A 21,582-nucleotide genomic window follows, 5' to 3' on the forward strand; every position below is an offset into this window, starting at 1 on the left:
GCATATTAAAAGCTATCGAAATTCTTCGGCAGGAACTCGATACCAGTATGGCTCTCCTAGGTGTTACGGAGTTGCATCAACTAAAGGGAAAAGCTTGTTTAAACTTAAGTTGACCAACCTCGGGCACAAAAACTTGTAATCCAGAACAGGGCGCGTGTCCGCTTAAGATTAACCCGTATGCCTTAGGTTACATTATTCAAAAGAACAGCTGATTTGGCCCAGAACTCCGAAATCAGCAAAAACAGTATCTCCATGAGATATCTCAAGCGGAAGCATGCAGGTGCCAGTGGTTACAATTTGACCAGACTGCAAACCTACTCCTATTTTTGAAAGCTCATTCGCGATCCAAGTTAGGGCTAGCCGAGGGTCTCCAAGAACATTCCTACCGACACCATCTCTGACTATGTGGTCTCCAACTCTGCCAATAACATGGTGTTCAGAAAGATCTAAGCCCCGCCACAGATCGGGCGCTTTGGGGCCCAATACAAATTGATGACCACATGCATTATCGGCAATCAACTGTTCTTCCCCAGCTCGTGCGAAATCTGTAAAGCGAGACGCAGGCATCTCCAGAGCCAGAAAAAGCTCCGATACCGAACTCATAACTTCATTCAAACTGTACGCTGATGTTCTTGGAGGTAAGCTGTGTCCCAGTTTGAAGGCGAATTCTGGTTCTGCAACTCGCATGTTGTTGCCAACAAGCGGAAGAACATCACCATCATAGGATACCATTGACTCAATAAGACGGCCCGCCATGGGGCCATTTACACCAATGTGGTTTTGTCCTGCTGAGCTCGTCGCTGCAATCTTCCATCCGAATAGTGCAGCCTGAGACTCATGTTCCAGTATCTCTTGGATCGCGTACCCATCCATCCGCGTTGATGGCCTATAATGAGGGGGAAGAGCAGAAATCGTAGAGCCCGACTGCCAAGTTGAAACCAGCAATTGAGATGCGCGTCTAATTGCGTCCTTTTCCATTTACTTCAAACCCATGAACGCTGAATACCACTTCAACCAATATAACAACGCCAGTTACTGGTTGTCATTGTGAAACTTTTGGCCAAATTGTTTGCCAATGATTTGAAGGAAACCTGCTATTTCATCAGGCGCCGATTTTTGACCAGATATCCATTGATAGAGGTCTTGATCCGCCTCCTCAAGCACCGCCTCAAACTGATCGAGCGTGGCATCATCAGCGGAGGCCAAATGCGCGTCTGCCCATCCGCCCAAAATCAAATCCATTTCTTTGATACCACGATGCCATGCCCGCATCCTAAGACGCTTGAGACGGATTTCGCGTGTCTCTTGGTGAGCAGATTGTGACATAGACAGCCTCTCAGCTTGCGGCGATTTTGCTATTCTCTACTGCCCGCCCGCCTCTTCTACCAGAGTTTGGCGCAATCTTTTTTCGAGCCGGCCCAAAGCATCGGATAGCTGAGCTTGCTCCGCGCGAATGCGCCTTAGGTCTTTCAGGATTGCACTTGTGTCTTCGCTTATCGCAGATGCCACAAATGGGCCATCAATTCCATCACCGCGACCTGTCAACAACCACATAATCGACACGCCTAAAACTCCAGCCAACATTTGTAACTTGTTGGCGCGCGGTTCGGCCTGATCATTTTCCCATGAGCGGATGGTCTTGGCTTTGACACCCATGCGCCGTGCAAGTTCAGCTTGGCCTATATTAGCAGCCTCACGCGCGCCCGCCATACGATCTCCAAATGTGGCTGTATCTTCGTCATACCAGCTTGCATCTGTCTGCTGTTCATGGGTGATTACATCATCGCTCATCGCGGAGGCTCCTTTTCAAATCGGCCAACTTGTTTTCATGCTGCACAGCGCGCAGCTCCCACTGTTCAACCTAAAAGGAACAAAAGCGCAGGAAATGCATATATGCGGCACTTCGCCCAACAATTCCGCGCTTGAACAGCCTTGCGCCAAACCCTAAAGCTGTGCCGCAGTGAAGTAAACCGCGGGCCCCGCCTTTGATGCGTGCGCCGCAAAACTGGAGAAATCCAATGGCCTTTTTGTCCGACACGCTTTCACGGGTCAAACCCTCCCCCACAATCGCCGTCTCCAACCTCGCCGCTGACCTCAAGGCGCAAGGCAAGGATGTGATCGGGCTTGGTGCGGGTGAGCCTGATTTTGATACCCCACAAAATATCAAAGACGCGGCCAAAGCTGCGCTTGATGCGGGTCGGACGAAATACACCGCGGTTGATGGCATTGCGGAACTCAAGCAAGCGATTTGCAAAAAATTTGAGCGGGAAAATGGCCTGGCTTATAAACCCTCCCAAGTATCGGTTGGCACGGGCGGCAAGCAAATTCTTTACAATGCGCTCATGGCCACCCTAAACCCTGGCGACGAGGTGATCATCCCTGCCCCATACTGGGTGAGCTACCCCGATATGGTTTTACTCGCAGGCGGCACCCCCGTGATTGCAACGGCCACGATTGAAACGAATTTCAAACTCACACCCGAGGCGCTTGAGGCGGCCATCACCCCTAAGACCAAATGGTTCATTTTCAACAGCCCTTCCAACCCCACAGGCGCAGGGTATACCCGCGCCGAGTTGAAAGCGTTGACCGATGTTTTGCTACGCCATCCACATGTCTGGATCATGTCCGATGATATGTATGAGCATCTGGTCTTTGATGGCTTTGAATTCTGCACCCCTGCCGAGGTAGAGCCCGCCCTTTACGAGCGCACCTTGACCTGCAATGGCGTCTCCAAAGCATATGCGATGACTGGGTGGCGGATCGGCTATGCGGCGGGGCCCGAGAACTTGATTGGTGCGATGCGCAAAATCCAAAGCCAGTCCACCTCGAACCCTTCATCAGTAAGCCAATGGGCCGCCGTTGAGGCACTCAATGGGCCGCAAGATTTCTTGGCGGATAACGTGGCCTTGTTCTTGCGCCGCCGCAATCTGGTGGTTGAAATGCTGAACGCGGCAGAGGGCATCACTTGCCCAACACCAGACGGGGCATTTTACGTCTATCCGTCCATCGCAGGCTGCATCGGAAAGACTAGCCCCGCTGGGAAAAAAATCGATACAGACGAAGATTTCGCGACAGCTCTTCTTGAAGAAGAAGGCGTGGCTGTGGTGTTTGGTGGCGCCTTTGGCCTATCGCCCAATTTCCGCGTATCCTACGCAACATCAGACGAAAATCTACGCGAGGCATGCAGCCGCATTCAACGATTCTGCGCAGGCCTGAAATAATCTTAATCCCTCTCCCGCAGCAGCGCCGCAAGCGCCTGCTGCGGGAGGCACCTTGGGCGCAATCCCGCGCCCATGATGAGGATCTCGAAGATTTCACCCATAACTTGGTTTTGGTGATGCATAATCTTCTCAGCGTGTTGGCCCGCAAGAAAGCCGAACGTCAATCTCGATTAGTCTCGATAGTAGGTGGTCACCAAATCCAAATCTTTGCGCGGCCCCGTGATACGACATTGGCACTGCCACTGCCGCGGAAGCGCATCAAACTGATAGCGCAAGATATACAGATCAGGGGCGCAGTCATGGCGCGCAGGGTGGTCTGCGGCACGAATGAGGTGAAAGGGGCGGTTGTCGTCAAAATCCACTTGCCAACCCTCCGGGACACGCCGCCAAATATAACGCCGCTCTGCATCAAAGATTTGACCCGCGCCATAGGTTAAGCGCCCTTCCTCTTGATACTGCAGGACATCACCCTCAGCGGGGGTGAACCGCGCATGCCCTTCGAAATGACCTTTCAACTCTGCGCGGTGATCGTGGATGTCGCGCGCTACCCGCCACGCACCTGCCAGCGCGTCGCTCTCTGGTATGGAGGAGATATGATCCAATTTGGCATTCCTCATGGTCGCATGTAGTCGAAAAGCGGTTTCCTCTTCTGTGACATTTAGATTAGAAGGCGCGCAACCCCTTGAAACCGCATCACAGAAGGTTCGCCAATGATCCCCCGCTATGCCCGCCCCGAAATGGTTGCCATCTGGTCGCCTGAAACCAAATTCCGTATCTGGTATGAGATCGAAGCCCATGCGTGCGATGCGCAGGCCGAGCTTGGTGTGATCCCCCGCGAAAACGCCGAAGCGGTTTGGAAGGCGAAAGATGTGGAGTTCGATGTGGCGCGCATTGACGAGATTGAAGCCGTCACCAAGCATGACGTGATCGCCTTTCTTACCCATCTGGCCGAGCATATCGGGGCCGAAGATGCGCGTTTTGTGCATCAGGGCATGACCTCATCGGATGTTTTGGATACCACCCTCAACGTGCAGCTAGTACGCGCGGCGGATATCCTGCTGACGGATCTCGATAAGGTCTTGGCTGCGCTGAAAACCCGAGCGATTGAGCATAAAGACACAGTTCGGATTGGCCGCAGCCATGGAATTCACGCAGAACCCACTACAATGGGCCTAACCTTTGCCCGGTTTTATGCCGAAATGGATCGCAACAAGGCCCGCCTGCAAGCTGCGCGTACCGAAATCGCCACCGGTGCCATTTCAGGCGCGGTTGGAACGTTCGCCAACATCGACCCCGCCGTTGAAGAGCATGTCTGTAAAATGATGGGCCTCTCGCCTGAGCCGATTTCGACCCAAGTGATCCCCCGCGATCGTCACGCGATGTTCTTTGCCACACTTGGCGTTATTGCTAGCAGCATTGAGAATATCGCGATCGAAATTCGTCATATGCAACGGACTGAAGTGCTTGAGGCAGAAGAATTCTTTTCAGCTGGGCAAAAAGGTTCCTCAGCAATGCCACACAAGCGCAACCCAGTTTTAACCGAAAACCTGACTGGTCTTGCGCGGCTGGTGCGTATGGCGGTGATCCCCGCGATGGAGAACGTAGCGCTTTGGCATGAGCGGGATATCTCGCACAGTTCGGTTGAGCGCGGGATTGCGCCTGATGCCACCATCACCTTGGATTTTGCATTAAATCGCTTGGCAGGCGTTGTCGAAAAACTCGTGATCTATCCTGAAACCATGCTTGCCAATATGAACAAGTTTAAGGGTTTGGTGATGTCGCAGCGCGTGCTTTTGGCATTGACCCAAGCCGGCGTCAGCCGCGAAGACGCCTATCGCCTTGTACAACGCAACGCTATGAAGGTGTGGGAGCAAGGGGCTGATTTCAAAACCGAACTTCTCGCAGATACCGAGGTGACCGATGCGCTCAGCACCGCTGAAATCGAAGAAAAATTCGACTTGGGATATCACACCAAGCACGTTGAGACAATTTTTAAGCGTGTTTTCGGTTGATTTAAAGCACAACTTCTGAAGATGGCTATCATCTTTTAGAAATATGGGGCCCAGCCGAAATAGGCTGGGTCTTTTTGTTCCTGCTTAGTCTACACTAAATGTATTTCTGAAATATCTCTGGTCAGTTGTTTGGCTCTCAATCATGATGCAGATTAATAGTGTAGGATGCCTTAAGCGCCTCTGTCGGCTGGAGAAACGACTTGGATTTAAACCTTAAGAACAAAAAAGTACTCATTACTGGCGGATCCCGCGGCATTGGGCTGGCTACAGCAAAAATTTTTTTAGAGGAAGGCGCTACTGTCACTATAGTCGGCCGAAGTGAGACAAACCTCGAAAAAGCGAGAACTCAACTAGAAGCAGTTTCACATAGTGTTAGCACTGTAAGCGCAGACCTCTCATGCGAGGAACAAAGAGAAGCTCTGTACGCCTCATGCAACGACTTCGATATAGTGGTCAATAATGCAGGCGCTATTCCCAGCGGCGGCATCCAAGATCTCAGCATGGATGAATGGCGTAAAGCATGGGATTTGAAAGTCTTTGGATATATTCATTTATGCAAGCTCTTTTCTGCAGAGATGATGGCTCGAAAGAGTGGTGTAATAGTTAATATCATTGGAATAGGCGGCAGACACACTACCCCATCCTATATCTGCGGCGCCGGAGGCAACGCTGCATTGATAGCTTTCACACAAGCTTTGGGGGCAGAAACTGCGAAGAACGGTGTGCGTACCTACGGAATAAATCCGTCTGCAACTGCTACAGACAGAACAATTGAGCTTCTAAAACAACGTGCTAAGCGTGAAACTGGCAATGAAGAAAATTGGAAAAATTTCATAAACACGGAGACATTGCCATTTGGCCGCCTACAGAACCCCGAAGAGATAGCAAACATGGCCGTTATGTTGTGTTCAGATAAAGTACAGTATCTCTCTGGAACCGTCATTGACTCAACAGGTGGCTTTCAGTGGTCTTGAAAACATAAACCTCTCCGGCGGAGAGTTGGCTCTTTGGTTGCCTTTGCTTTCGCATGTAACACTGGACTGAAAATTTCTATGCGGTAACCCATAAGCATAAATCAACGAAGTGAAACAAAAATGAAAAACACCGTCGTAAATAGCTGGAATGAATGGGATCCACTGAAACATGTGATTGTCGGAAGAGCCGATGATTGTCACATCCCGCCAGAAGAGCCCGCACTTGACGCGAAAGTTCCTGAAGACAGCGACATGCGGGGCCAATGGGGCCGTCGCCCTCAAGAAACAATCGATAGAGCCAATGAGTTACTGGACAACTTCGCTGGACAATTAAAAGCTCGAGGCATACGCGTCGATCGGCCGTCACCGATTGATCACTCTCTTCCAGTTACTACGCCAGATTTCCACACAGACAGTCAGTTCGGCTGCATGCCTCCCAGGGATGTATTGCTGACCGTCGGATCGGAAATTCTAGAGGCGACAATGTCCTATCGCTGTAGGTGGTTCGAATATTTAAATTATCGCCCACTACTAAAAAAATATTGGGAAGAGGACCCAAATTTCAGGCACGAGGCCGCTCCAAAGCCGCGCCTAACGGACGCTGATTATCATCCAGATTATTTGTCCGAAAAAATTGGTGATACGAAAAGGTTAGAGTGGGCCGCAAAGAAATTCTTTGTCACTACTGAAGAGGAACCACTATTTGACGCTGCAGATGTATTGCGGTTCGGAAAAGACTTGGTTGTACAACACGGATTTACGACCAATCTGAAAGGCATTGAATGGCTGAGACGCCACTTCCCAGAACACCGTGTACACACTGTTAATTTTCCAGGTGATCCATACCCAATCCATATAGATGCGACTTTTACGCCTCTACGTCCTGGTCTAATTTTGAACAACCCCCAGCGCAGACTTCCAGAAGAACAGAGAAAAATGTTCTTTGATAATGACTGGGAAATTGTAGATGCTGCCCAACCGGCACACAACACACCCCCACCACTCTGCTATTCATCAGTTTGGTTGTCGATGAACGTCTTAGTTTTGGATCCAAAAACAGTTTGTGTCGAAAAATCTGAAGTTTACCAAGCTGAACAAATGGATCGTCTGGGCATGGAGGTAGTAGAAGTCGAACTACGCGATGCCTACGCCTTTGGTGGCGGGCTCCACTGCTGCACTGCAGACGTTTATCGTGAAGGCTCCTGCGAAGACTATTTTCCGAATATTGGAAGTTGAATTTATTGGAGTACAGTAACTTGGCGCAGCTGTACCAAATCAGTAACGAGTTGATGCAGCTGCAATCCAATTTTCATGTGAAATTCTGAATTGCTATTTTTTAGTAAGTGATAGCGAAAATTACATCCATGCAGCACATGGTATGGTCACACTACTCAGTACCTTCAATAATCATGAGGTCTGTTTCTGAACATGCTTCACGTACTGCCTTTGCAGCTTGATACTCGGCACTAAAGTAAAATGCCTCTGCAGCTTCCTTGCTATCAAACTCAATCATCATGACTGTGCCAGTGAGTTGACCTTCATGTCTGTCGGCTGCCGGACCTCTAGCCAGAACCTTCCCGCCGTACTTCTTAATAGCCGGCGCAGCCATTCCCGAAAATGTTTGGAACTTTTCAGCATCTTTGACCCTAATGTTGGCCACTAAGTATCCTTTTGGCATGTCAAATATCCTCTACTGATTATTACGTGTTGAAAGGCACTGTCAGCAGCCTGGGCACTCATTATCACTCCGTCAAGTGCGCTGGACCGTCGCGATCACTTATGACCAGAACACGAGAATGGGTTGCTCAAGGAAAAACTGTTGAGGATTTGTTGAACTAATTTGGCCGCATCTAAGTCAACGTTAATAGGCCCCAAAAATTTGGAAACCCCTAAACTGTTGTGCGAATAATTGGCTTCTCAGACGGATAAATCTTTCAGAGAGGTTTCACTGCCTGGTTTTCATCAGTTAAGCTTTTAAAGCTTCGCCCATGCGAGTGAAGCCACCCTAGAAACACCATATAGGTTCTGAATTGCATATAGGCACAACCTGTGGTAGTGTCAAATAGCTGGCATGGCATTGAATAGTGTTCCTCTTCCCTTGATCGTGGCGCCATGCCAGCACTTCAATCGATCACTTTGGTTTAATTTTAAGCACCAGATTGGACGCTGTAGAAAATATATTTAAGCGGCCATCAATTACTACAAAACCGAGAATTATAATCCCAAAGCCAACGAAATCGATTTTTTCGATGACTTCCTCAAGGAACACATGACCTGCAGTTACTGCAAAAATTGGTATTAACAACGTAACCAACAGAGCATTGGAAGCTCCAGAGAGCTTTATGATCTCAAAATACAATACATAAGCCAGTGCAGTGCAGAATACCGATATAGCAATAATTGATGCCCAAACTGGCGCCGACAACATGAAACTTGGAGTGCCATCAGTGAAAATTACGATAGGAGTCATCAAAAATGTCGTAGCAGTCAACATGCCAAAAGCATTTAAAAGTGGGTGATATCCAGAAAGCGACAATCGAGACCATACTCCAGCAAAAGCATAGGAAATTGTCGCAGCCAGCATGGCCATCTGTGCGATACTGAGTAGGTCAAGATTGTGAAGATCCGTCGGTCCTATAATTAAAACCGCACCGCTTACTCCCAGTATACCACCAAATATTTTCTTGGTAGTAAGTGGTTCGTCTTTCAAAAACAAAGCGGCTATTAAAATAGCAAAAACCGATGTGGTGGAGTTCAGAATTGCAGCTAACCCACTCGTAATTTGTGTCTGGCTCCAAAAAATCAGCGAGAATGGAAGAGCGTTATTTAAGGCCCCCATGACAAAGCAGCCAAACCAAAAACGAAAGTCAGAGGGAATTTTGTAACGCTTTTGATATAAAAAAGCTCCTAGAACGGGAACTGCCCAAAGGACGCGATGTAAGGTAAGTGTTGTGGGTGAAACCTCCGTAAGAGCAATTTCTGCAAACAGAAAAGTTGTACCCCAAATAATCGCCAAAGCGAGCAGCAACACCAAGGATCTGATGCTCAGAGATTGCATTTGACGATCAGATCCCATGCACAACGCCTTATCATCGGGCCATATGGGCTATCGGAATTTATGATTTTCCTATAGCCGACCTATTTTTACTACTCAAAATTTTCTTGTTCAGAGCATCTCTATACCGAGCCAAGCTCAGGCAATGAAAACATCACTTTGATGGTAACTCCGCACAGTGTGAATTAGAAATTGCGATATGGGACCTTTGATCACGGCATTAGCTGCCCGCCATTGACCTCGATTGTTTGCCCGATAATGTAACCAGACAGAGCCTGTGAAGCTAAAAATAGGAACGCTCCCACACAATCCTGTGCTTGTCCAAGGCGCCCTTGCGGAACGGTTTTCAGCATTGCGTCAAGTTGGGCTTGTGTTGAATAGCGTTCATGGAAGGGCGTTGTAATCACACCTGGAGCGACGGCATTTACGCGGACCCCATACTCAATCCACTCCTTGGCCATACCGCGGGTAACGTTAGATACGAATGCCTTCGACGAACCATACAGACCGGCACCTCCACTGGCTCCATTGCGCGCTGCGATTGAAGTCGTGTTAATTACGAACCCCCCCTCCGCTTTAAGATAAGGCAATGCAGCCTTTGATGCGACGATTATGGATCGCGCATTTAGATCCATTATTTCGTCATAGTCCTTATCACTTGCCTCAGCATACGGCACGCGGCGCACCATACCGCCTGCGTTGTTAATCAAACCGTTTATTCCGCCCAGACGCTCTGCGACATCTTTCACGGCGGCAGCCAGTTCTTTAGAGTTACTGGCATTAGCCCTTACCAATTCAACTGAACCACCAGATTTACGAATATCTGCGGCCAGCTGATTGGCCGCATCTTCAGAAGAAAAATAGTGCAAGCCCACTCTTGCACCTTGCTGCGCAAACGCTTTCGCTAACTCAGCTCCTATTCCGGTCGATGCACCTGTTATCAGGATTTTCTTGCCCTCGAATTCTGAAAAATTAACATTAAATGAAGTCATTGTTTTACCTTTGAACAAAGATGCCTTTATCTAAACGTATAAAGAATTGGCTCCCTGTCTATTGAAATATTTAGGCCCCCATGACGAATTTACTTAAAAATAAAACAAATAATTTAATTAAAGACATATATATTGTATCATTTGAGCTATTTAAGGTCATGATACCGACTATAATTGTTATTAAAGTCCTCGATAGTTTTGGTGCAACGTCATGGTTGACTATTCAGGTTGCTCCTTTGCTTGGAGTCATAGGGCTACCGGCAGAAGTTGCACTAGCAATTACCACTACATTGCTGACTAACCCCTACGCAGGACTATTGGTCTTATCTTCCACGCCTGAAGCACTGAACCTAACTGTAGCACAAACAACCATTATTGCTTCATTTATGCTCTTCACTCATGGGCTAATCGTGGAGGCGCTAATCTCGCGAAACGCAGGCTTGCGCATTCTACCAACTGTTCTGATCCGCGTGGGAGGAGGATTCATTTTTTGTTACCTCCTACACGTATCCTTCTTAAATTTAGGGCTATTTCAAAACCAAGCGAGCCTTCACCTCCCAACAATGGTGTCTGATCCTACGCTGCAGCAATGGATTTTGGACCAAATTTTTGGGCTGCTCTTTATCCAAGCCATTATCATCGTATTGATGATTGCAATTGAAATTTTAAGATCAGTCGGCGTTGAAAAAATTATCCAGCTGATACTATCGCCCTTTCTCAAAATATTAGACATCGGAACGAACGCCGCAACTATTGTCATAGTGGGCCTCACTCTTGGGCTAGGGTTCGGAGGCGGGCTCATGATCAAAGAAGTTAAACAAGGGGCAATCCCGATACGATCCGTCGTCGGCGCGTTGGTTTTGATAAATTTATTTCACTCGGTATTCGAGGATGTAGGCCTCATGATGCTGCTTGGACCATCTTTAACTACGATTTTGCTGGTGAGAGCAATTTTCGCTTTTGGGTTTAGCTACTTAATAATGCGTCTGAGCTCTCTTCTGCCAGATCCAGTATTCCAAAAATTAATGTTCAACCAAAGGGCTACGCTGTCATCGAGCGTAAGCAAGATTTCCTGACCACATGCCACTAGGATACTAAGCTATTCTCAGCTTCAAGTTTGTCCCAATCAAAAGTCACACCGATGCCAGGGAGCTGTGGCGCAACAGCCATGTGGTCTTGATTAAGCTTTAACGGCTGATGCGTGTACGTATCGATGGGAAAGGCATGAACTTCCAACCAGCCTGCATTTTCGCGTCCGCACAACAGACTAACGTGAAGTTCCTGCATTCCATGAGTACAAACACTTATTCCGTTACGCTCGGCAAAAGCCGCCGCACGCAACCACGTTGTGATACCACCGCAAGTGGCCACATCTGGTTGAAAAAACTTGAATGCCTTAGTTTTCTCTAAAAGTTCAAAGTCGTGAATTGAGTGACAGTTCTCGCCAATTGCCAGCGGGAAGCCAGTTTGTTCACTTATAATCCTGTATCCGTTTAAGTCATCAGGATCGATCGGTTCCTCAAACCAGGTAATATTGGCATTTTCAAACTGCCGGATGGCAGAAATTGCTTGGTCGACAGACATGCCATAATTTGCATCAACCATAAAGGTCGTGTCTGAACCAATTCGCTCTCGCACCGCATATATTCTCTCGATGTCTTCTTCCAGGTTCTCACGACCAATCTTAATTTTTACGCCATTGAACCCGCTTTGAATGGCCTGGTCCATATTGGACAAAAGTTTTTCAAGGGGGAAATTTAGATCGATGCCACCCACGTAGGCCTTACAGGTTCGGCTTACACCACCAGCCATTTCACACAGAGATAAATTACTTCGTTTGCCACGAATATCCCACAAGGCGACATCAACTGCTGCAATTGCAAAGGCAGAAACACCGCCTCGTCCCACATAGTGAATATGCCAACGCATTTGGTCATGTAATTGCTCAATTTGAGTAGCATCTTTGCCAATCAAAAACGGCGTCAAATCATGCTCAATCATGGCCTTGATCGCGTGACCACCCCATCCGCCGGTATAAGAATACCCAGTACCTTCACTACCGTCATCCAACTTCACAGTAGCCGTAATCAACTCAAAATGGGTGTGGTCTCCGTGCTTCGCATCAGACAATACTTCTGCCAACGGCAACCGGAAAAGGCGGGGTAAGACACTTACAATCTTCGCCATAAATAACACCTCAATAAAAAACTGATCGATGAGCCAAACGTTATAGTAAGCGCACAGTTTTACCAGAGTATTTGAATTTTCAGTTGAAACTATCTGCCGCGCAATACTGCGCCTGGGTTCATGATGCCGTGCGGATCAAGAGCGGCCTTAATCGCTCGCATCGCGGCCAATTTGGCAGGATCGCCATAGCGTTCAAGGTCATCCACCTTAAGCCGCCCGATCCCATGTTCGGCAGATACGGATCCGCCCATCTCATGCACCAAATCATGCATGGCGCGCTTGATCACATCCCGCTCTGCCAGATGATCCGCCCGGGTTTTGCCTGGCATGGGGAAGATGTTGTAATGCAAATTCCCATCCCCCATATGGCCAAAGCAGTTATGGCGGAATTCCCCGATCTGGGCGATGCGAGCGGGAATATCCGCGATGAACTGAGGTACCAACCCCACGGGCAAGGAAATATCATGCGAACTCACTGAGCCGATGCGCCGATTTGTTTCAGGGATATTTTCGCGCAGGGCCCAGAAATCATCCCGCTGCGCCATGGATTGGGCAATCACCCCGTCACTGACCAAATCTGCCTCAAAGGCGCGGGCAAAAAGTCCCTCTAATAGCGCGGCGGGATCTTGACCCACACCAAGGCCCAAATCGATCAGCACGCACCACTCGGGGATTTCATCAAAAGGTTGGCGCAAATCTGGCCCAACCTCGGCCAAGAAATCAAACCCTTGGCGGTGCATCAATTCAAAGGCCGACAGCCCCTCGCCCACCACATCCTGCGTCATTCGCAACAGAGACAGGGCCGCGCTAGGATCAGGCACAGCCATCAGGGCCGCGCCTTGCGCCGCAGGCTCAGGAAAAAGCCGCAAACTGGCCGCTGTGATGATGCCCAATGTGCCCTCTGAGCCGATCAGCAAATGGCGCAGATCATAGCCCGTGTTGTTTTTGCGTAGAGGCGATAGCCCGTGAAAAATGCTGCCATCGGGCATCACCGCCTCAATGCCCAAGACCAAATCCCGTGCATTGCCATAACGCAGAACATTCACCCCGCCCGCATTGGTCGCCAAAAGGCCGCCTATGCGCGCCGATCCTTGGCTTGCAAGGCTTAAGGGGAAAAGCAGCCCCGCCGTTTGCGCGGTCGCGTGAATATCGGCCAAGATGACACCCGCCTCAACGGTTAGGCTGCGCCCATCTTCGTCCATCGCGCGGATCGCGCGCATGCGCTCGAGTGATAAAATCACGCCATGATCAAAATTTTCAGACAGCTGCCCACCGACCAAGCCCGTGCCGCCGCCATAGGGGATCACCGCCACCCGATGCGCCGCACAGGCGCGCAGGGCCAAAGCAACCTCCTCGGTAGAGCGCGGTGCCAAAACAGCCGCAGCTTTGCCCTGCCACCGCCCACGCGGTTCTTCGAGATAGTTCGGGGTCGCCTCGCGCCAGATATCTGCGGGCAAATCGCCCTTCAACGCGTCAAGTTTTGATGAAGCTGTCACGCCTGTCCCCCTTACACCCACAAAGCCTTAGCCCACTTCGGTGCGGCCACGGCGGTCACTGCGCAAATTGGCGTAAAGCACATGATTGCGCCAGCGCCCATTGATCTGCAAATAGCTTTGCGCGACCCCCTCATATTTATAGCCGCATTTCTCCAAAAGACCACGGGAGGGGGTGTTTTCAGGCAAACAGGCGCTTTCAATGCGGGAGAGATCCAGACGGGTAAAAGCATAGTGGATCAAGGCCACCACCGCCTCGCGCATATACCCGTTGCGCGCATATGGCTGCCCAATCCAATAGCCAATCGTTCCCGCCTGCGCGGGGCCACGGCGAATATTGTCCAATGTGACCGCGCCAAGCAGGCGTTGGTCTTCGCGGCGGATCAAAAACAGCGGCAGCGCGCTTTCCTCCGATGAGGCACGCTGTGCCCAATAGACCCGCGCAGAAAAGCTTTTGCGGGTCAGATGATCCGATGACCATGCAGGCTCCCATGGCTGCAGAAAGGCGGCTGATGCTTCGCGCAATCCCGCCCAATGGCGATAATCCTCATGCAGAGGCAGGCGCAGGGTCATGCGCTCGGTTTCAATGGCAAGTTTCGGCCGCCGCCTCAGCATCAAGCCGCCAAACGCTGCGTCAATTGCGCGTAATCAGGCGCTTTGCTGACGGGCCCATAAAGCGCCAAGGCAAGCGCACCGCTTTCGGCAATCCCTGCGCCAAAGTCACGAATATTCGCAAGGCTGACCGCATCAATCCGCGCCAAAGTTTCCTCTAGGGGCGGCACACGATCCCAGATGGCCAAAACCCGTGCCAGACGCTCGGCGCGGGAAGATGGGCTTTCCAGCCCCATCAAAAGCCCCGCTTTCATCTGCGCGCGCGCGCGATCAAGCTCGGCTTGGTTCAAATCACTTGCGGCGCGCTTGATCTCATCCATGCTCAAAAGCGCTAAATCCCCCACATCCTTGCCGCCCGTGCCTGCGTAAATGGTGAGAAGGCCCGTTTCATCAAAGGCCCCCACTTGGGCAAAAATCGAATAGCACAGGCCACGCTTTTCGCGCAGTTCTTGGAAAAGGCGCGAGGACATGCCCCCGCCAAGCGCGCTTGCGTAAATCTGCGCGGTGTAGATGTCGTCAGACCGATATCCTGGTGTTTCAAAGGCCATCGCAATATGGGCCTGTTCCAGTTTCTTGACCTTGCGGAATTCTCCGCCTGCAAAATGCGCCAAAGGTGCCGAGGCCGCGCGGCGTGAGGACAAATGGCCAAAATTCTCTTCGGCCAGTCGCACGATCTGCGCGTGATCCACCGCCCCTGCGGCCGATAGTATCATCTGATCGGGGCCATAATGTTCGGTCACGAATTGGCTGAAATCCTCGCGACCAAAGCCGCGCACCCGCTCACTGGGGCCAAGAATGGTGCGCCCAAGCGGTTGGTTGGGATAGGCCGTTTCCTGAAGCCAGTCGAAAATCACATCATCAGGCGTGTCATTCGCCTGACCGATTTCTTGCAGGATGACGCCCCGTTCAACCTCGATCTCGCGCGGATCAAACACAGGGTTCAGCACGATATCGGCAATCATATCAAGGGCAAGGGGCACATCTTGTTCCAGCACGCGCGCGTAATAGGCGGTGACTTCGCGCGAGGTATAGGCGTTGATATAGCCGCCTACATCTTCGATCTCCTCGGCGATTTGCAGCGCGCTGCGCCGTTTCGTGCCCTTAAACGCCATATGTTCAAGGAAATGCGCGATGCCGTTTTGCTCGACCCGCTCATGGCGGCCCCCTGCGGACACCCAAACCCCGATTGCCGCGGATTGAAGCCCCTCCATCCGTTCGGTGATCACCCGCAACCCGTTGGAGAGTTGGTGCATCTCAACACTCATGCGGCCACCTTTTCGCGGATCAACGCCTCGAGGGCGGCAAGGTCATTTGGCACGCGCTGCACCCGTTCGGAACGCTCGAACAAATCTGCCATATGGGGCGGCAATGCGGGCCGGATGCCCGTTGCCGCCTCGACCGCATCGGGGAATTTCGCAGGATGCGCTGTGGCCAATGTAACCATCGGGGTCGCCCCAAGGTGAGCTTGGGCCACATGAACCCCGACTGCGGAATGGGGGCAAAGCAGCTCGCCCGATGTTGACAGGCAAGATGCGATCATCGCGGATGTCTCATCCTCGCTTGCACGACCCGAGGCAAAGATGTCCCGCAAAGCCTCAAGCGCGCCTTGGCTGATGTCAAACCCGCCTTCGGATTTCAACGCAGCCATGGATTGTACAACCGCGCCTGCGTCACGACCATACGCATCAAACAGCGCCCGCTCAAAGTTGGACGACACTTCGATATCCATCGAAGGGCTGATTGTGGCCTGCACACCGCCCATATGATAGCCGCCCGTGCGCAAGGCGCGATCCAAAATGTCATTGCTGTTGGTCGCCACCACAAGACGATCAATCGGCAGACCCATTTGGCGCGCGATATAGCCCGCAAAAATATCGCCGAAATTGCCAGTCGGCACGGTAAAGCTGGCGGCACGATCTGGGGCGCCAAGGCTTACTGCGGCGGTGAAATAATAAACAACCTGCGCCATGACACGTGCCCAGTTGATCGAGTTCACCCCTGCCAAGCGCACCTCATCGCGAAAGGTGAAATCATTAAACATATCTTTGAGCCTCGCCTGCGCATCGTCAAATGTGCCGTCAATGGCCAAAGCATGGGCATTGGCCTCGGTGACCGTGGTCATTTGGCGGCGCTGCACCTCGGACACACGGCCATGGGGGAACAGGATAAACACCGACACCGCATCAAGCCCGCGAAATGCCTCCATCGCGGCAGAGCCTGTATCGCCTGACGTTGCCCCCACAATGGTCACATGCTGCCCGCGTTTGGTCAGGCTATGCTCAAACATTTGCCCAATCAGCTGCATCGCAAAATCTTTGAACGCCAAGGTGGGGCCGTGGAACAATTCCATCAGGAAATGATTGGGTGCCAATTCCTTGAGCGGCGCGCGGCTTGCGTGGCGAAAGCCCTGATAGGCGCGGGTGATGATATCGCCAAATTCACTATCGCTGAATGTATCGCCCACAAAGGGGCGCATCACGCGAAAGGCGACCTCCTCATAAGGCAGACCCGCCATTGCGGCGATCTCAGCATGGCTCAACTGCGGGACGCTTGCAGGCACATACAGCCCCCCATCACGGGCAAGCCCCGTCAACATGGCGTCCTCAAATGTCAGTTCAGGCGCTGTGCCGCGTGTCGAGATGTAGCGCATGGTTATTGTCCCTTCAAAGCGTTCTGTGCCTGATACGCCACAGAAGATAGGCTGTCATCCCCAACCATACCGCTGCAAGCGAAAACCATGTCACCGCATATTGCAAATGGTCATTGGGGATGGCGGATGTGTCCACGGGCATCGGTGTCAGGTCTGCCTCTGGCGGGGTGCCGTCACGCAGCACCACAAGATAGGGGTCTGTGCCAAGCACCGAGGCCATATCCGCCAAATCGCGCGCGAACCAGATATTTGCGGCGCGGTCATTATCGGGGGTCGAGCTGTTGCGGTCATCTGGCCAATGCAGGTTGCCCGTGAGGGCAAAGCGGCCTTCTGGCGCAGAACGCATCTCAGCGGCTACGGGCAAAAACCCACGATCCACCAGGATACGGCGCCCCGTCAGATCATCCTCAAACCCTGAGATCAAGCGATAGCCCGCCCCCACGCCCTTGCGGCTGACCAAGACGCGCAGCGTGTCCTCTGTCCCGCGGATAAACTGCCCCTCAAGCATCACAGGCATATACCGATCACGGATCGCATCTGGCGCGTCAGGCAAGGTCACTGCTTCGGCAACAATCCGCGCCTCGATATCGGCCAACACGCCCTGTTTCCAAGACAAACGTTGGGTCTGCCACACGCCAAGCGCAATCAGGATAGCGGCCCCCGCAACCCCGAATGACAGAACCAAGAAAATCGCAAAACGCGAATGTGTCATAGAACCTCTCATCGATGGCGGGTCGAACGAGAAACGGCCCGCCTTTGTGGTGGCGGGCCGTTCCGAAATCAGGTGATCACGCGGGACCAGCTCAGCCGCCAATGCCCCAAATATAGACTGCGGCAAACAAGAACAACCAGACCACATCAACAAAGTGCCAGTACCATGCGGCTGCTTCGAAGCCGATATGTTTCTCTGCGGTAAAATGGCCGCTGCGCACGCGCAGATAGCAGATGAACAAGAAGATTGTTCCGATGATCACGTGCATCCCGTGGAAACCGGTAGCAAGAAAGAAGGTAGAGAAAAACTTATCGCCACCGAATGTCCAGTCTTTGTGCGCTAGCAACTCCCAATATTCAAAGGCTTGCAGCCCCGTAAAGAACAAGCCAAGCGCGACGCCGATCAAAAGGCCCCATTCAACATCCTTACGGCTTTCATTGTGCACCAACGCGTGGTGCGCCCATGTCACCGCCGCACCCGACAACAGCAAAACAAGCGTGTTAATCAGAGGTAGGTGCCAGACATCCATCTGATAGAAACTTGGCTGCACATATTGCGACCCGAGATATTCGTTCATCGGGTATATCGCGTGCTTAAAGAAGGCCCAGAACCATGCAACGAAGAACATGGCTTCGGACATAATGAACATTATAAAGCCATAGCGCAGGCCGATCCGCACAACGGGCGTGTGATCGCCTTGGTTGCTTTCCGCGACCACATCCGACCACCAGCCGAACATCACGTAAAGGACAGCCACAAGGCCCATCAGGAACATCCACGGGCCAGAGCCATGCATCCACAGCACGCCGCCCGTGAGCATTACAAAAGCCCCAACGGCGCCAATCAACGGCCAGAGCGAGGGCGAAATGATATGATAATCGTGGTTCTTTGCATGGGACATCTGTTTTGGTCCTTCGCTTTCGGTCATTCAGTTGTGCCGCTCAGGGCGGCAAGTTCTTCGGTTATATCCATAACATGAAATGTATAGGACAGGGTAATTTCTTGTGTGTCATAGGCCTCTTCATCCTCAAGGATTTCGGGGTCTACGAAAAAGGTCACAGGCATTTCGACCCGCTCACCTGGTTGCAGCACCTGCTCGGTGAAACAGAAGCAGGCGATTTTCGCAAAATAAGCGCCCGCCGTATAGGGCAGCACGTTATAGCTCGCAGTGCCTGCCACCACTTCATCGGTCGGGTTATAGGCCTCGTAAAACACCAAGGCTGTTTCGCCTAGGCGGACATCAATTTCGCGCTGCATGGGGCGGAATTCCCACGGCATGTCGCGCGCGGTGCTTGCATCAAAGCGCACAGTGACGATGCGATCAGACACCAAAGCGCTTTCAGTATCCGCAACTTGCGTGGTGCCGCCATAGCCCGTGACACGGCAGAAGAGATCGTAAAGGGGCACAGCCGCCCATGCCATCGCCCCCATAAAGACTATGACACCAAGCAGGCTGTAAACAGTTTTACGGTTTTGTGTCATTGCTGCGTGCCTCTTGATTGCCCCTCCTGCGCAGGGGTCATCGACACGCGCGGTTGATGATCAAAGGCCTCCATCTTCGAGCCTTCACGGATTTTTGCCACCGTCATCCCAAAAACGATCACGCAAAAGGCAACAAGGCTCAGCCCCACGCCGATATTGCGGCTCAATCGGCGCTTGTGCATATCGCTTTGTTCACGGATCGCCATAGCTTACCACCCCCCCAATGACAGACCTGCGGCGCGCAGGGCAATATCGCCCAAGATCGCACAGAAATGCAGGAAAAGGTAATACAGGGAAAAGCGGAAGAATCTCTTTTCAGTCGCATAGCCATCGGCCTCTGCCACATCTTCGCTGCGGGCACGGATATCCCATGCGCCCTTCAAGAAGATCAGGTTCAGAACCACCGCTGCCGCCATGTAGAGCGGGCCGCCGATTTGCGTCCCACCAATGCCAAGCGCCACAGGCGCCAAGAGCACAGTGTAAATCCAGATATGACGGCGGGTCGCCGCGCGCCCATGGGTCACCGTCAGCATCGGCACATCGGCCTTGTGGTAATCCGATTTCATAAACAAGGCCAAGGCCCAGAAATGCGGCGGCGTCCACATGAAGATCAAGCCGAACATCAGCATAGAGGCCAGCGAAACATCACCCGTTACAGCCGCCCAGCCCACCATTGGGGGAAAGGCCCCTGCCGCGCCACCAATGACGATATTCTGCGGGGTCGCGCGTTTCAGCCACATCGTGTAAATTACAACGTAGAAAGAGATGGTAAAGGCCAAGAGCCCCGCCGCAACCCAATTGGTCGCAAGGCCAAGGAACACAACCGACATGACCGAGAGCGCAAGACCGATCTGAAACGCCTCTTGCGCGGTGACACGCCCAGACGGCACAGGGCGCGAGGCGGTGCGCTTCATAACGCGGTCAATATCGGCATCATACCACATATTCAGCGCGCCAGACGCCCCCGCACCAATCGCGATGAACAAAATGGCACAGAAAGAGATGAACAAAGACTGCGCCTCGGGGGCCGCGACAATGCCAACAAAAGCCGTGAACACCACCAAAGACATCACACGCGGCTTAAGCAGCAGCACATAATCCCCAAAGTTTGCTTCTTTGGGGTCCAGTTCAGGGGGTTTCGCCGATTTGGCGGTGATATCAATGGATGCATAGCTCATCTGCAGGCGCGTCCTTTGGGGGATTATTTGCGAAATCGCCAAGCCACTTGATTGCGCGGGTGGCTTGGCAGAAGCTTTGCTGCGCTTATTGCGCCGCGGCCAGTTCCACAACTTGTGGCGCACGCGCATCTACGGAGGCAAAATCGCTGATTTCGCCGCGTGTCCATGCGTCATATTCCTCAGGGGTCACTGCGAAGACGGTGATCGGCATGTAGGCGTGGTTCACGCCGCACAGTTCAGAACACTGCCCGAAATAGATGCCTTCACGGCCAGGCTCAACATTGAACCAAAGCTGCGCAAGGCGGCCCGGGATCCCGTCCTGCTTCACACCGAAGGCAGGAATTGTCCAAGAATGGATCACATCCGCGCCCGTGACCTGAACCACAACATCGCGGCCTGTTGGCACAACCATCGCCGTGTTGGTGGCGAGCAAATATTCATCGCGCGTGTAGCCGTATTCGGCCAATTCATCTTCGGCCAACATAAAGCTGTCAAAAACAATGTCATGCTGCGGGTATTCGTAGCCCCAGTACCACTGATAGCCTGTTGCCTTGATCACCACTTCGCCATCAGGAATGGTCTGCTGCTTGAACAACACAGGCAGTGAGAAGCCACCGATCACAAACAAGATGATCATTGGCACGACTGTCCAGATGATCTCGACCTTGCGGTTATGGGTGAAGGTTGCAGGTTTTGGGTTCGCACGGCGATTGTGGCGCAGGATGGAATAGACCATCAATGCGGTCACGAAGATAACAATCGCGGTGATAATCACCAAAAGCAGATTATCCAACACGCGAACGTCATGCGCCAATTCGGTCACGCCTGTTTGCATATTCACACCACCCAGATGGGGTGCGCCGATAATCTCCAAACCATCGCGCAACGCCTGCGCAGATGCACCACCCGTCAGGGCAAATGTTGCCGCTGCTGCGGCCCAAAAGCTTGAGAGCTTGGTACGAAGTGCCATTGTCATGTCGTCCTGTTTTTTCGTGATGCCCGTTTAAGGTCTGT

Annotated in this window: 23 protein-coding genes; 5 read left to right on the plus strand and 18 right to left on the minus strand. The window is 51.9% G+C overall.

The window, feature by feature from the left end; translation table 11 throughout:
• Positions 1 to 192: 192 nt before the first annotated feature.
• The 3 genes from AAC636_RS08035 to AAC636_RS08045 are packed head-to-tail and all read right to left on the minus strand — an operon-like array spanning position 193 to position 1,791.
• Positions 193 to 978: a 2-keto-4-pentenoate hydratase gene (locus tag AAC636_RS08035; protein ID WP_340301116.1), complete on the minus strand. Its 786-nt coding sequence runs from the start codon at positions 976 to 978 to the stop codon at positions 193 to 195.
• A 54-nt stretch (positions 979 to 1,032) separates the two neighbouring features.
• Positions 1,033 to 1,326, minus strand: a complete 294-nt coding sequence (locus AAC636_RS08040; RefSeq protein WP_340260281.1) for an FAD assembly factor SdhE — start codon at positions 1,324 to 1,326, stop codon at positions 1,033 to 1,035.
• A 36-nt stretch (positions 1,327 to 1,362) separates the two neighbouring features.
• Positions 1,363 to 1,791, minus strand: coding sequence for a helix-turn-helix domain-containing protein (locus AAC636_RS08045; protein ID WP_340255631.1), 429 nt, complete (start codon positions 1,789 to 1,791; stop codon positions 1,363 to 1,365).
• 227 nt (positions 1,792 to 2,018) lie between these two features.
• On the opposite strand from AAC636_RS08045, the gene AAC636_RS08050 reads away from it, so the two are divergent.
• Entirely contained in the window at positions 2,019 to 3,221 is a 1,203-nt protein-coding gene (locus AAC636_RS08050) for a pyridoxal phosphate-dependent aminotransferase (RefSeq protein WP_340301117.1), read from the plus strand.
• Between the two features lie 170 nt (positions 3,222 to 3,391).
• Here the strand turns inward: AAC636_RS08050 and AAC636_RS08055 are convergent, their stop codons facing one another.
• Positions 3,392 to 3,823, minus strand: coding sequence for a DUF6314 family protein (locus tag AAC636_RS08055; RefSeq protein WP_340301118.1), 432 nt, complete (start codon positions 3,821 to 3,823; stop codon positions 3,392 to 3,394).
• Between the two features lie 108 nt (positions 3,824 to 3,931).
• Here AAC636_RS08055 and purB point away from each other — a divergent pair, with 108 nt between their 5' ends.
• The 3 genes from purB to AAC636_RS08070 all read left to right on the plus strand — a co-directional run bounded on the left by purB (position 3,932) and on the right by AAC636_RS08070 (position 7,443).
• A complete protein-coding gene (gene purB, locus AAC636_RS08060; RefSeq protein ID WP_340301119.1) occupies positions 3,932 to 5,233 on the plus strand; it encodes an adenylosuccinate lyase in 1,302 nt (433 codons plus the stop codon).
• A 200-nt stretch (positions 5,234 to 5,433) separates the two neighbouring features.
• A complete protein-coding gene (locus AAC636_RS08065) occupies positions 5,434 to 6,207 on the plus strand; it encodes a short-chain dehydrogenase/reductase (protein WP_340301120.1) in 774 nt (257 codons plus the stop codon).
• A 120-nt stretch (positions 6,208 to 6,327) separates the two neighbouring features.
• Entirely contained in the window at positions 6,328 to 7,443 is a 1,116-nt protein-coding gene (locus AAC636_RS08070) for a serine/threonine protein kinase (protein ID WP_340255616.1), read from the plus strand.
• A 151-nt stretch (positions 7,444 to 7,594) separates the two neighbouring features.
• Here the strand turns inward: AAC636_RS08070 and AAC636_RS08075 are convergent, their stop codons facing one another.
• The 3 genes from AAC636_RS08075 to AAC636_RS08085 all read right to left on the minus strand — a co-directional run bounded on the left by AAC636_RS08075 (position 7,595) and on the right by AAC636_RS08085 (position 10,254).
• Positions 7,595 to 7,885 carry a DUF1330 domain-containing protein gene (locus tag AAC636_RS08075; RefSeq protein WP_340301121.1) on the minus strand — a complete coding sequence of 97 codons (291 nt, stop codon included), beginning with the start codon at positions 7,883 to 7,885 and terminating at the stop codon, positions 7,595 to 7,597.
• 453 nt (positions 7,886 to 8,338) lie between these two features.
• Positions 8,339 to 9,283 carry a DMT family transporter gene (locus AAC636_RS08080; protein ID WP_340301122.1) on the minus strand — a complete coding sequence of 315 codons (945 nt, stop codon included), beginning with the start codon at positions 9,281 to 9,283 and terminating at the stop codon, positions 8,339 to 8,341.
• Between the two features lie 191 nt (positions 9,284 to 9,474).
• Entirely contained in the window at positions 9,475 to 10,254 is a 780-nt protein-coding gene (locus AAC636_RS08085) for an SDR family NAD(P)-dependent oxidoreductase (RefSeq protein ID WP_340301123.1), read from the minus strand.
• Between the two features lie 80 nt (positions 10,255 to 10,334).
• Between AAC636_RS08085 and AAC636_RS08090 the strand changes: the two genes are divergently transcribed.
• Positions 10,335 to 11,330 carry a hypothetical protein gene (locus AAC636_RS08090; protein ID WP_340301124.1) on the plus strand — a complete coding sequence of 332 codons (996 nt, stop codon included), beginning with the start codon at positions 10,335 to 10,337 and terminating at the stop codon, positions 11,328 to 11,330.
• A 10-nt stretch (positions 11,331 to 11,340) separates the two neighbouring features.
• On the opposite strand, the gene AAC636_RS08095 is transcribed toward AAC636_RS08090, so the two are convergent.
• The 11 genes from AAC636_RS08095 to coxB form a co-directional block, all read right to left on the minus strand.
• The gene (locus AAC636_RS08095; protein ID WP_340255592.1) at positions 11,341 to 12,441 is read right to left on the minus strand and encodes a mandelate racemase/muconate lactonizing enzyme family protein; all 1,101 of its coding nucleotides are present in this window, start codon (positions 12,439 to 12,441) and stop codon (positions 11,341 to 11,343) included.
• An 89-nt stretch (positions 12,442 to 12,530) separates the two neighbouring features.
• Positions 12,531 to 13,937 (minus strand): FAD-binding oxidoreductase, encoded by a 1,407-nt coding sequence (locus AAC636_RS08100; RefSeq protein ID WP_340301125.1) that lies wholly within the window; start codon positions 13,935 to 13,937, stop codon positions 12,531 to 12,533.
• Positions 13,938 to 13,964: 27 nt separating this feature from the next.
• Positions 13,965 to 14,549, minus strand: coding sequence for a GNAT family N-acetyltransferase (locus tag AAC636_RS08105; protein WP_317655148.1), 585 nt, complete (start codon positions 14,547 to 14,549; stop codon positions 13,965 to 13,967).
• Positions 14,549 to 15,811, minus strand: coding sequence for a M16 family metallopeptidase (locus AAC636_RS08110; RefSeq protein WP_340301126.1), 1,263 nt, complete (start codon positions 15,809 to 15,811; stop codon positions 14,549 to 14,551). The genes AAC636_RS08105 and AAC636_RS08110 overlap by 1 nt, the downstream gene beginning before the upstream one ends.
• Positions 15,808 to 17,196 (minus strand): threonine synthase, encoded by a 1,389-nt coding sequence (gene thrC, locus AAC636_RS08115; protein WP_340301127.1) that lies wholly within the window; start codon positions 17,194 to 17,196, stop codon positions 15,808 to 15,810. The genes AAC636_RS08110 and thrC overlap by 4 nt, the downstream gene beginning before the upstream one ends.
• 13 nt (positions 17,197 to 17,209) lie before the next feature.
• Entirely contained in the window at positions 17,210 to 17,908 is a 699-nt protein-coding gene (locus AAC636_RS08120) for an SURF1 family protein (protein ID WP_340301128.1), read from the minus strand.
• 91 nt (positions 17,909 to 17,999) lie between these two features.
• Complete coding sequence (locus AAC636_RS08125; RefSeq protein ID WP_340255574.1) at positions 18,000 to 18,809, minus strand: cytochrome c oxidase subunit 3; 810 nt, start codon at positions 18,807 to 18,809, stop codon at positions 18,000 to 18,002.
• 23 nt (positions 18,810 to 18,832) lie between these two features.
• Positions 18,833 to 19,390 (minus strand): cytochrome c oxidase assembly protein, encoded by a 558-nt coding sequence (locus tag AAC636_RS08130; protein ID WP_340301129.1) that lies wholly within the window; start codon positions 19,388 to 19,390, stop codon positions 18,833 to 18,835.
• Positions 19,387 to 19,596 (minus strand): hypothetical protein, encoded by a 210-nt coding sequence (locus AAC636_RS08135; protein WP_340301130.1) that lies wholly within the window; start codon positions 19,594 to 19,596, stop codon positions 19,387 to 19,389. The genes AAC636_RS08130 and AAC636_RS08135 overlap by 4 nt, the downstream gene beginning before the upstream one ends.
• 3 nt (positions 19,597 to 19,599) lie before the next feature.
• Entirely contained in the window at positions 19,600 to 20,568 is a 969-nt protein-coding gene (gene cyoE, locus AAC636_RS08140; RefSeq protein WP_340301131.1) for a heme o synthase, read from the minus strand.
• 85 nt (positions 20,569 to 20,653) lie between these two features.
• On the minus strand, positions 20,654 to 21,538 hold the full coding sequence (gene coxB / locus AAC636_RS08145) for a cytochrome c oxidase subunit II (protein ID WP_340301132.1): 885 nt from the start codon (positions 21,536 to 21,538) through the stop codon (positions 20,654 to 20,656).
• Positions 21,539 to 21,582 lie beyond the last annotated feature (44 nt).

Source organism: Roseobacter sp. HKCCD5988 (assembly GCF_037830355.1).
Lineage (GTDB): Bacteria > Pseudomonadota > Alphaproteobacteria > Rhodobacterales > Rhodobacteraceae > M30B80.

What these genes read in the sequence shown, in the direction of transcription:
- cyoE (WP_340301131.1), bottom strand. Translation starts at nt 20,568, where the DNA reads ATGAGCTATGCATCCATTGATATCACCGCCAAATCGGCGAAACCCCCT.
- AAC636_RS08130 (WP_340301129.1), bottom strand. Translation starts at nt 19,390, where the DNA reads ATGACACAAAACCGTAAAACTGTTTACAGCCTGCTTGGTGTCATAGTC.
- AAC636_RS08040 (WP_340260281.1), bottom strand. Translation starts at nt 1,326, where the DNA reads ATGTCACAATCTGCTCACCAAGAGACACGCGAAATCCGTCTCAAGCGT.
- AAC636_RS08110 (WP_340301126.1), bottom strand. Translation starts at nt 15,811, where the DNA reads ATGAGTGTTGAGATGCACCAACTCTCCAACGGGTTGCGGGTGATCACC.
- AAC636_RS08095 (WP_340255592.1), bottom strand. Translation starts at nt 12,441, where the DNA reads ATGGCGAAGATTGTAAGTGTCTTACCCCGCCTTTTCCGGTTGCCGTTG.
- AAC636_RS08090 (WP_340301124.1), top strand. Translation starts at nt 10,335, where the DNA reads ATGACGAATTTACTTAAAAATAAAACAAATAATTTAATTAAAGACATA.
- AAC636_RS08135 (WP_340301130.1), bottom strand. Translation starts at nt 19,596, where the DNA reads ATGGCGATCCGTGAACAAAGCGATATGCACAAGCGCCGATTGAGCCGC.
- AAC636_RS08120 (WP_340301128.1), bottom strand. Translation starts at nt 17,908, where the DNA reads ATGACACATTCGCGTTTTGCGATTTTCTTGGTTCTGTCATTCGGGGTT.
- AAC636_RS08045 (WP_340255631.1), bottom strand. Translation starts at nt 1,791, where the DNA reads ATGAGCGATGATGTAATCACCCATGAACAGCAGACAGATGCAAGCTGG.
- AAC636_RS08070 (WP_340255616.1), top strand. Translation starts at nt 6,328, where the DNA reads ATGAAAAACACCGTCGTAAATAGCTGGAATGAATGGGATCCACTGAAA.
- AAC636_RS08125 (WP_340255574.1), bottom strand. Translation starts at nt 18,809, where the DNA reads ATGTCCCATGCAAAGAACCACGATTATCATATCATTTCGCCCTCGCTC.
- AAC636_RS08085 (WP_340301123.1), bottom strand. Translation starts at nt 10,254, where the DNA reads ATGACTTCATTTAATGTTAATTTTTCAGAATTCGAGGGCAAGAAAATC.
- AAC636_RS08080 (WP_340301122.1), bottom strand. Translation starts at nt 9,283, where the DNA reads ATGGGATCTGATCGTCAAATGCAATCTCTGAGCATCAGATCCTTGGTG.
- AAC636_RS08035 (WP_340301116.1), bottom strand. Translation starts at nt 978, where the DNA reads ATGGAAAAGGACGCAATTAGACGCGCATCTCAATTGCTGGTTTCAACT.
- AAC636_RS08105 (WP_317655148.1), bottom strand. Translation starts at nt 14,549, where the DNA reads ATGCTGAGGCGGCGGCCGAAACTTGCCATTGAAACCGAGCGCATGACC.
- thrC (WP_340301127.1), bottom strand. Translation starts at nt 17,196, where the DNA reads ATGCGCTACATCTCGACACGCGGCACAGCGCCTGAACTGACATTTGAG.
- AAC636_RS08075 (WP_340301121.1), bottom strand. Translation starts at nt 7,885, where the DNA reads ATGCCAAAAGGATACTTAGTGGCCAACATTAGGGTCAAAGATGCTGAA.
- coxB (WP_340301132.1), bottom strand. Translation starts at nt 21,538, where the DNA reads ATGGCACTTCGTACCAAGCTCTCAAGCTTTTGGGCCGCAGCAGCGGCA.
- purB (WP_340301119.1), top strand. Translation starts at nt 3,932, where the DNA reads ATGATCCCCCGCTATGCCCGCCCCGAAATGGTTGCCATCTGGTCGCCT.
- AAC636_RS08050 (WP_340301117.1), top strand. Translation starts at nt 2,019, where the DNA reads ATGGCCTTTTTGTCCGACACGCTTTCACGGGTCAAACCCTCCCCCACA.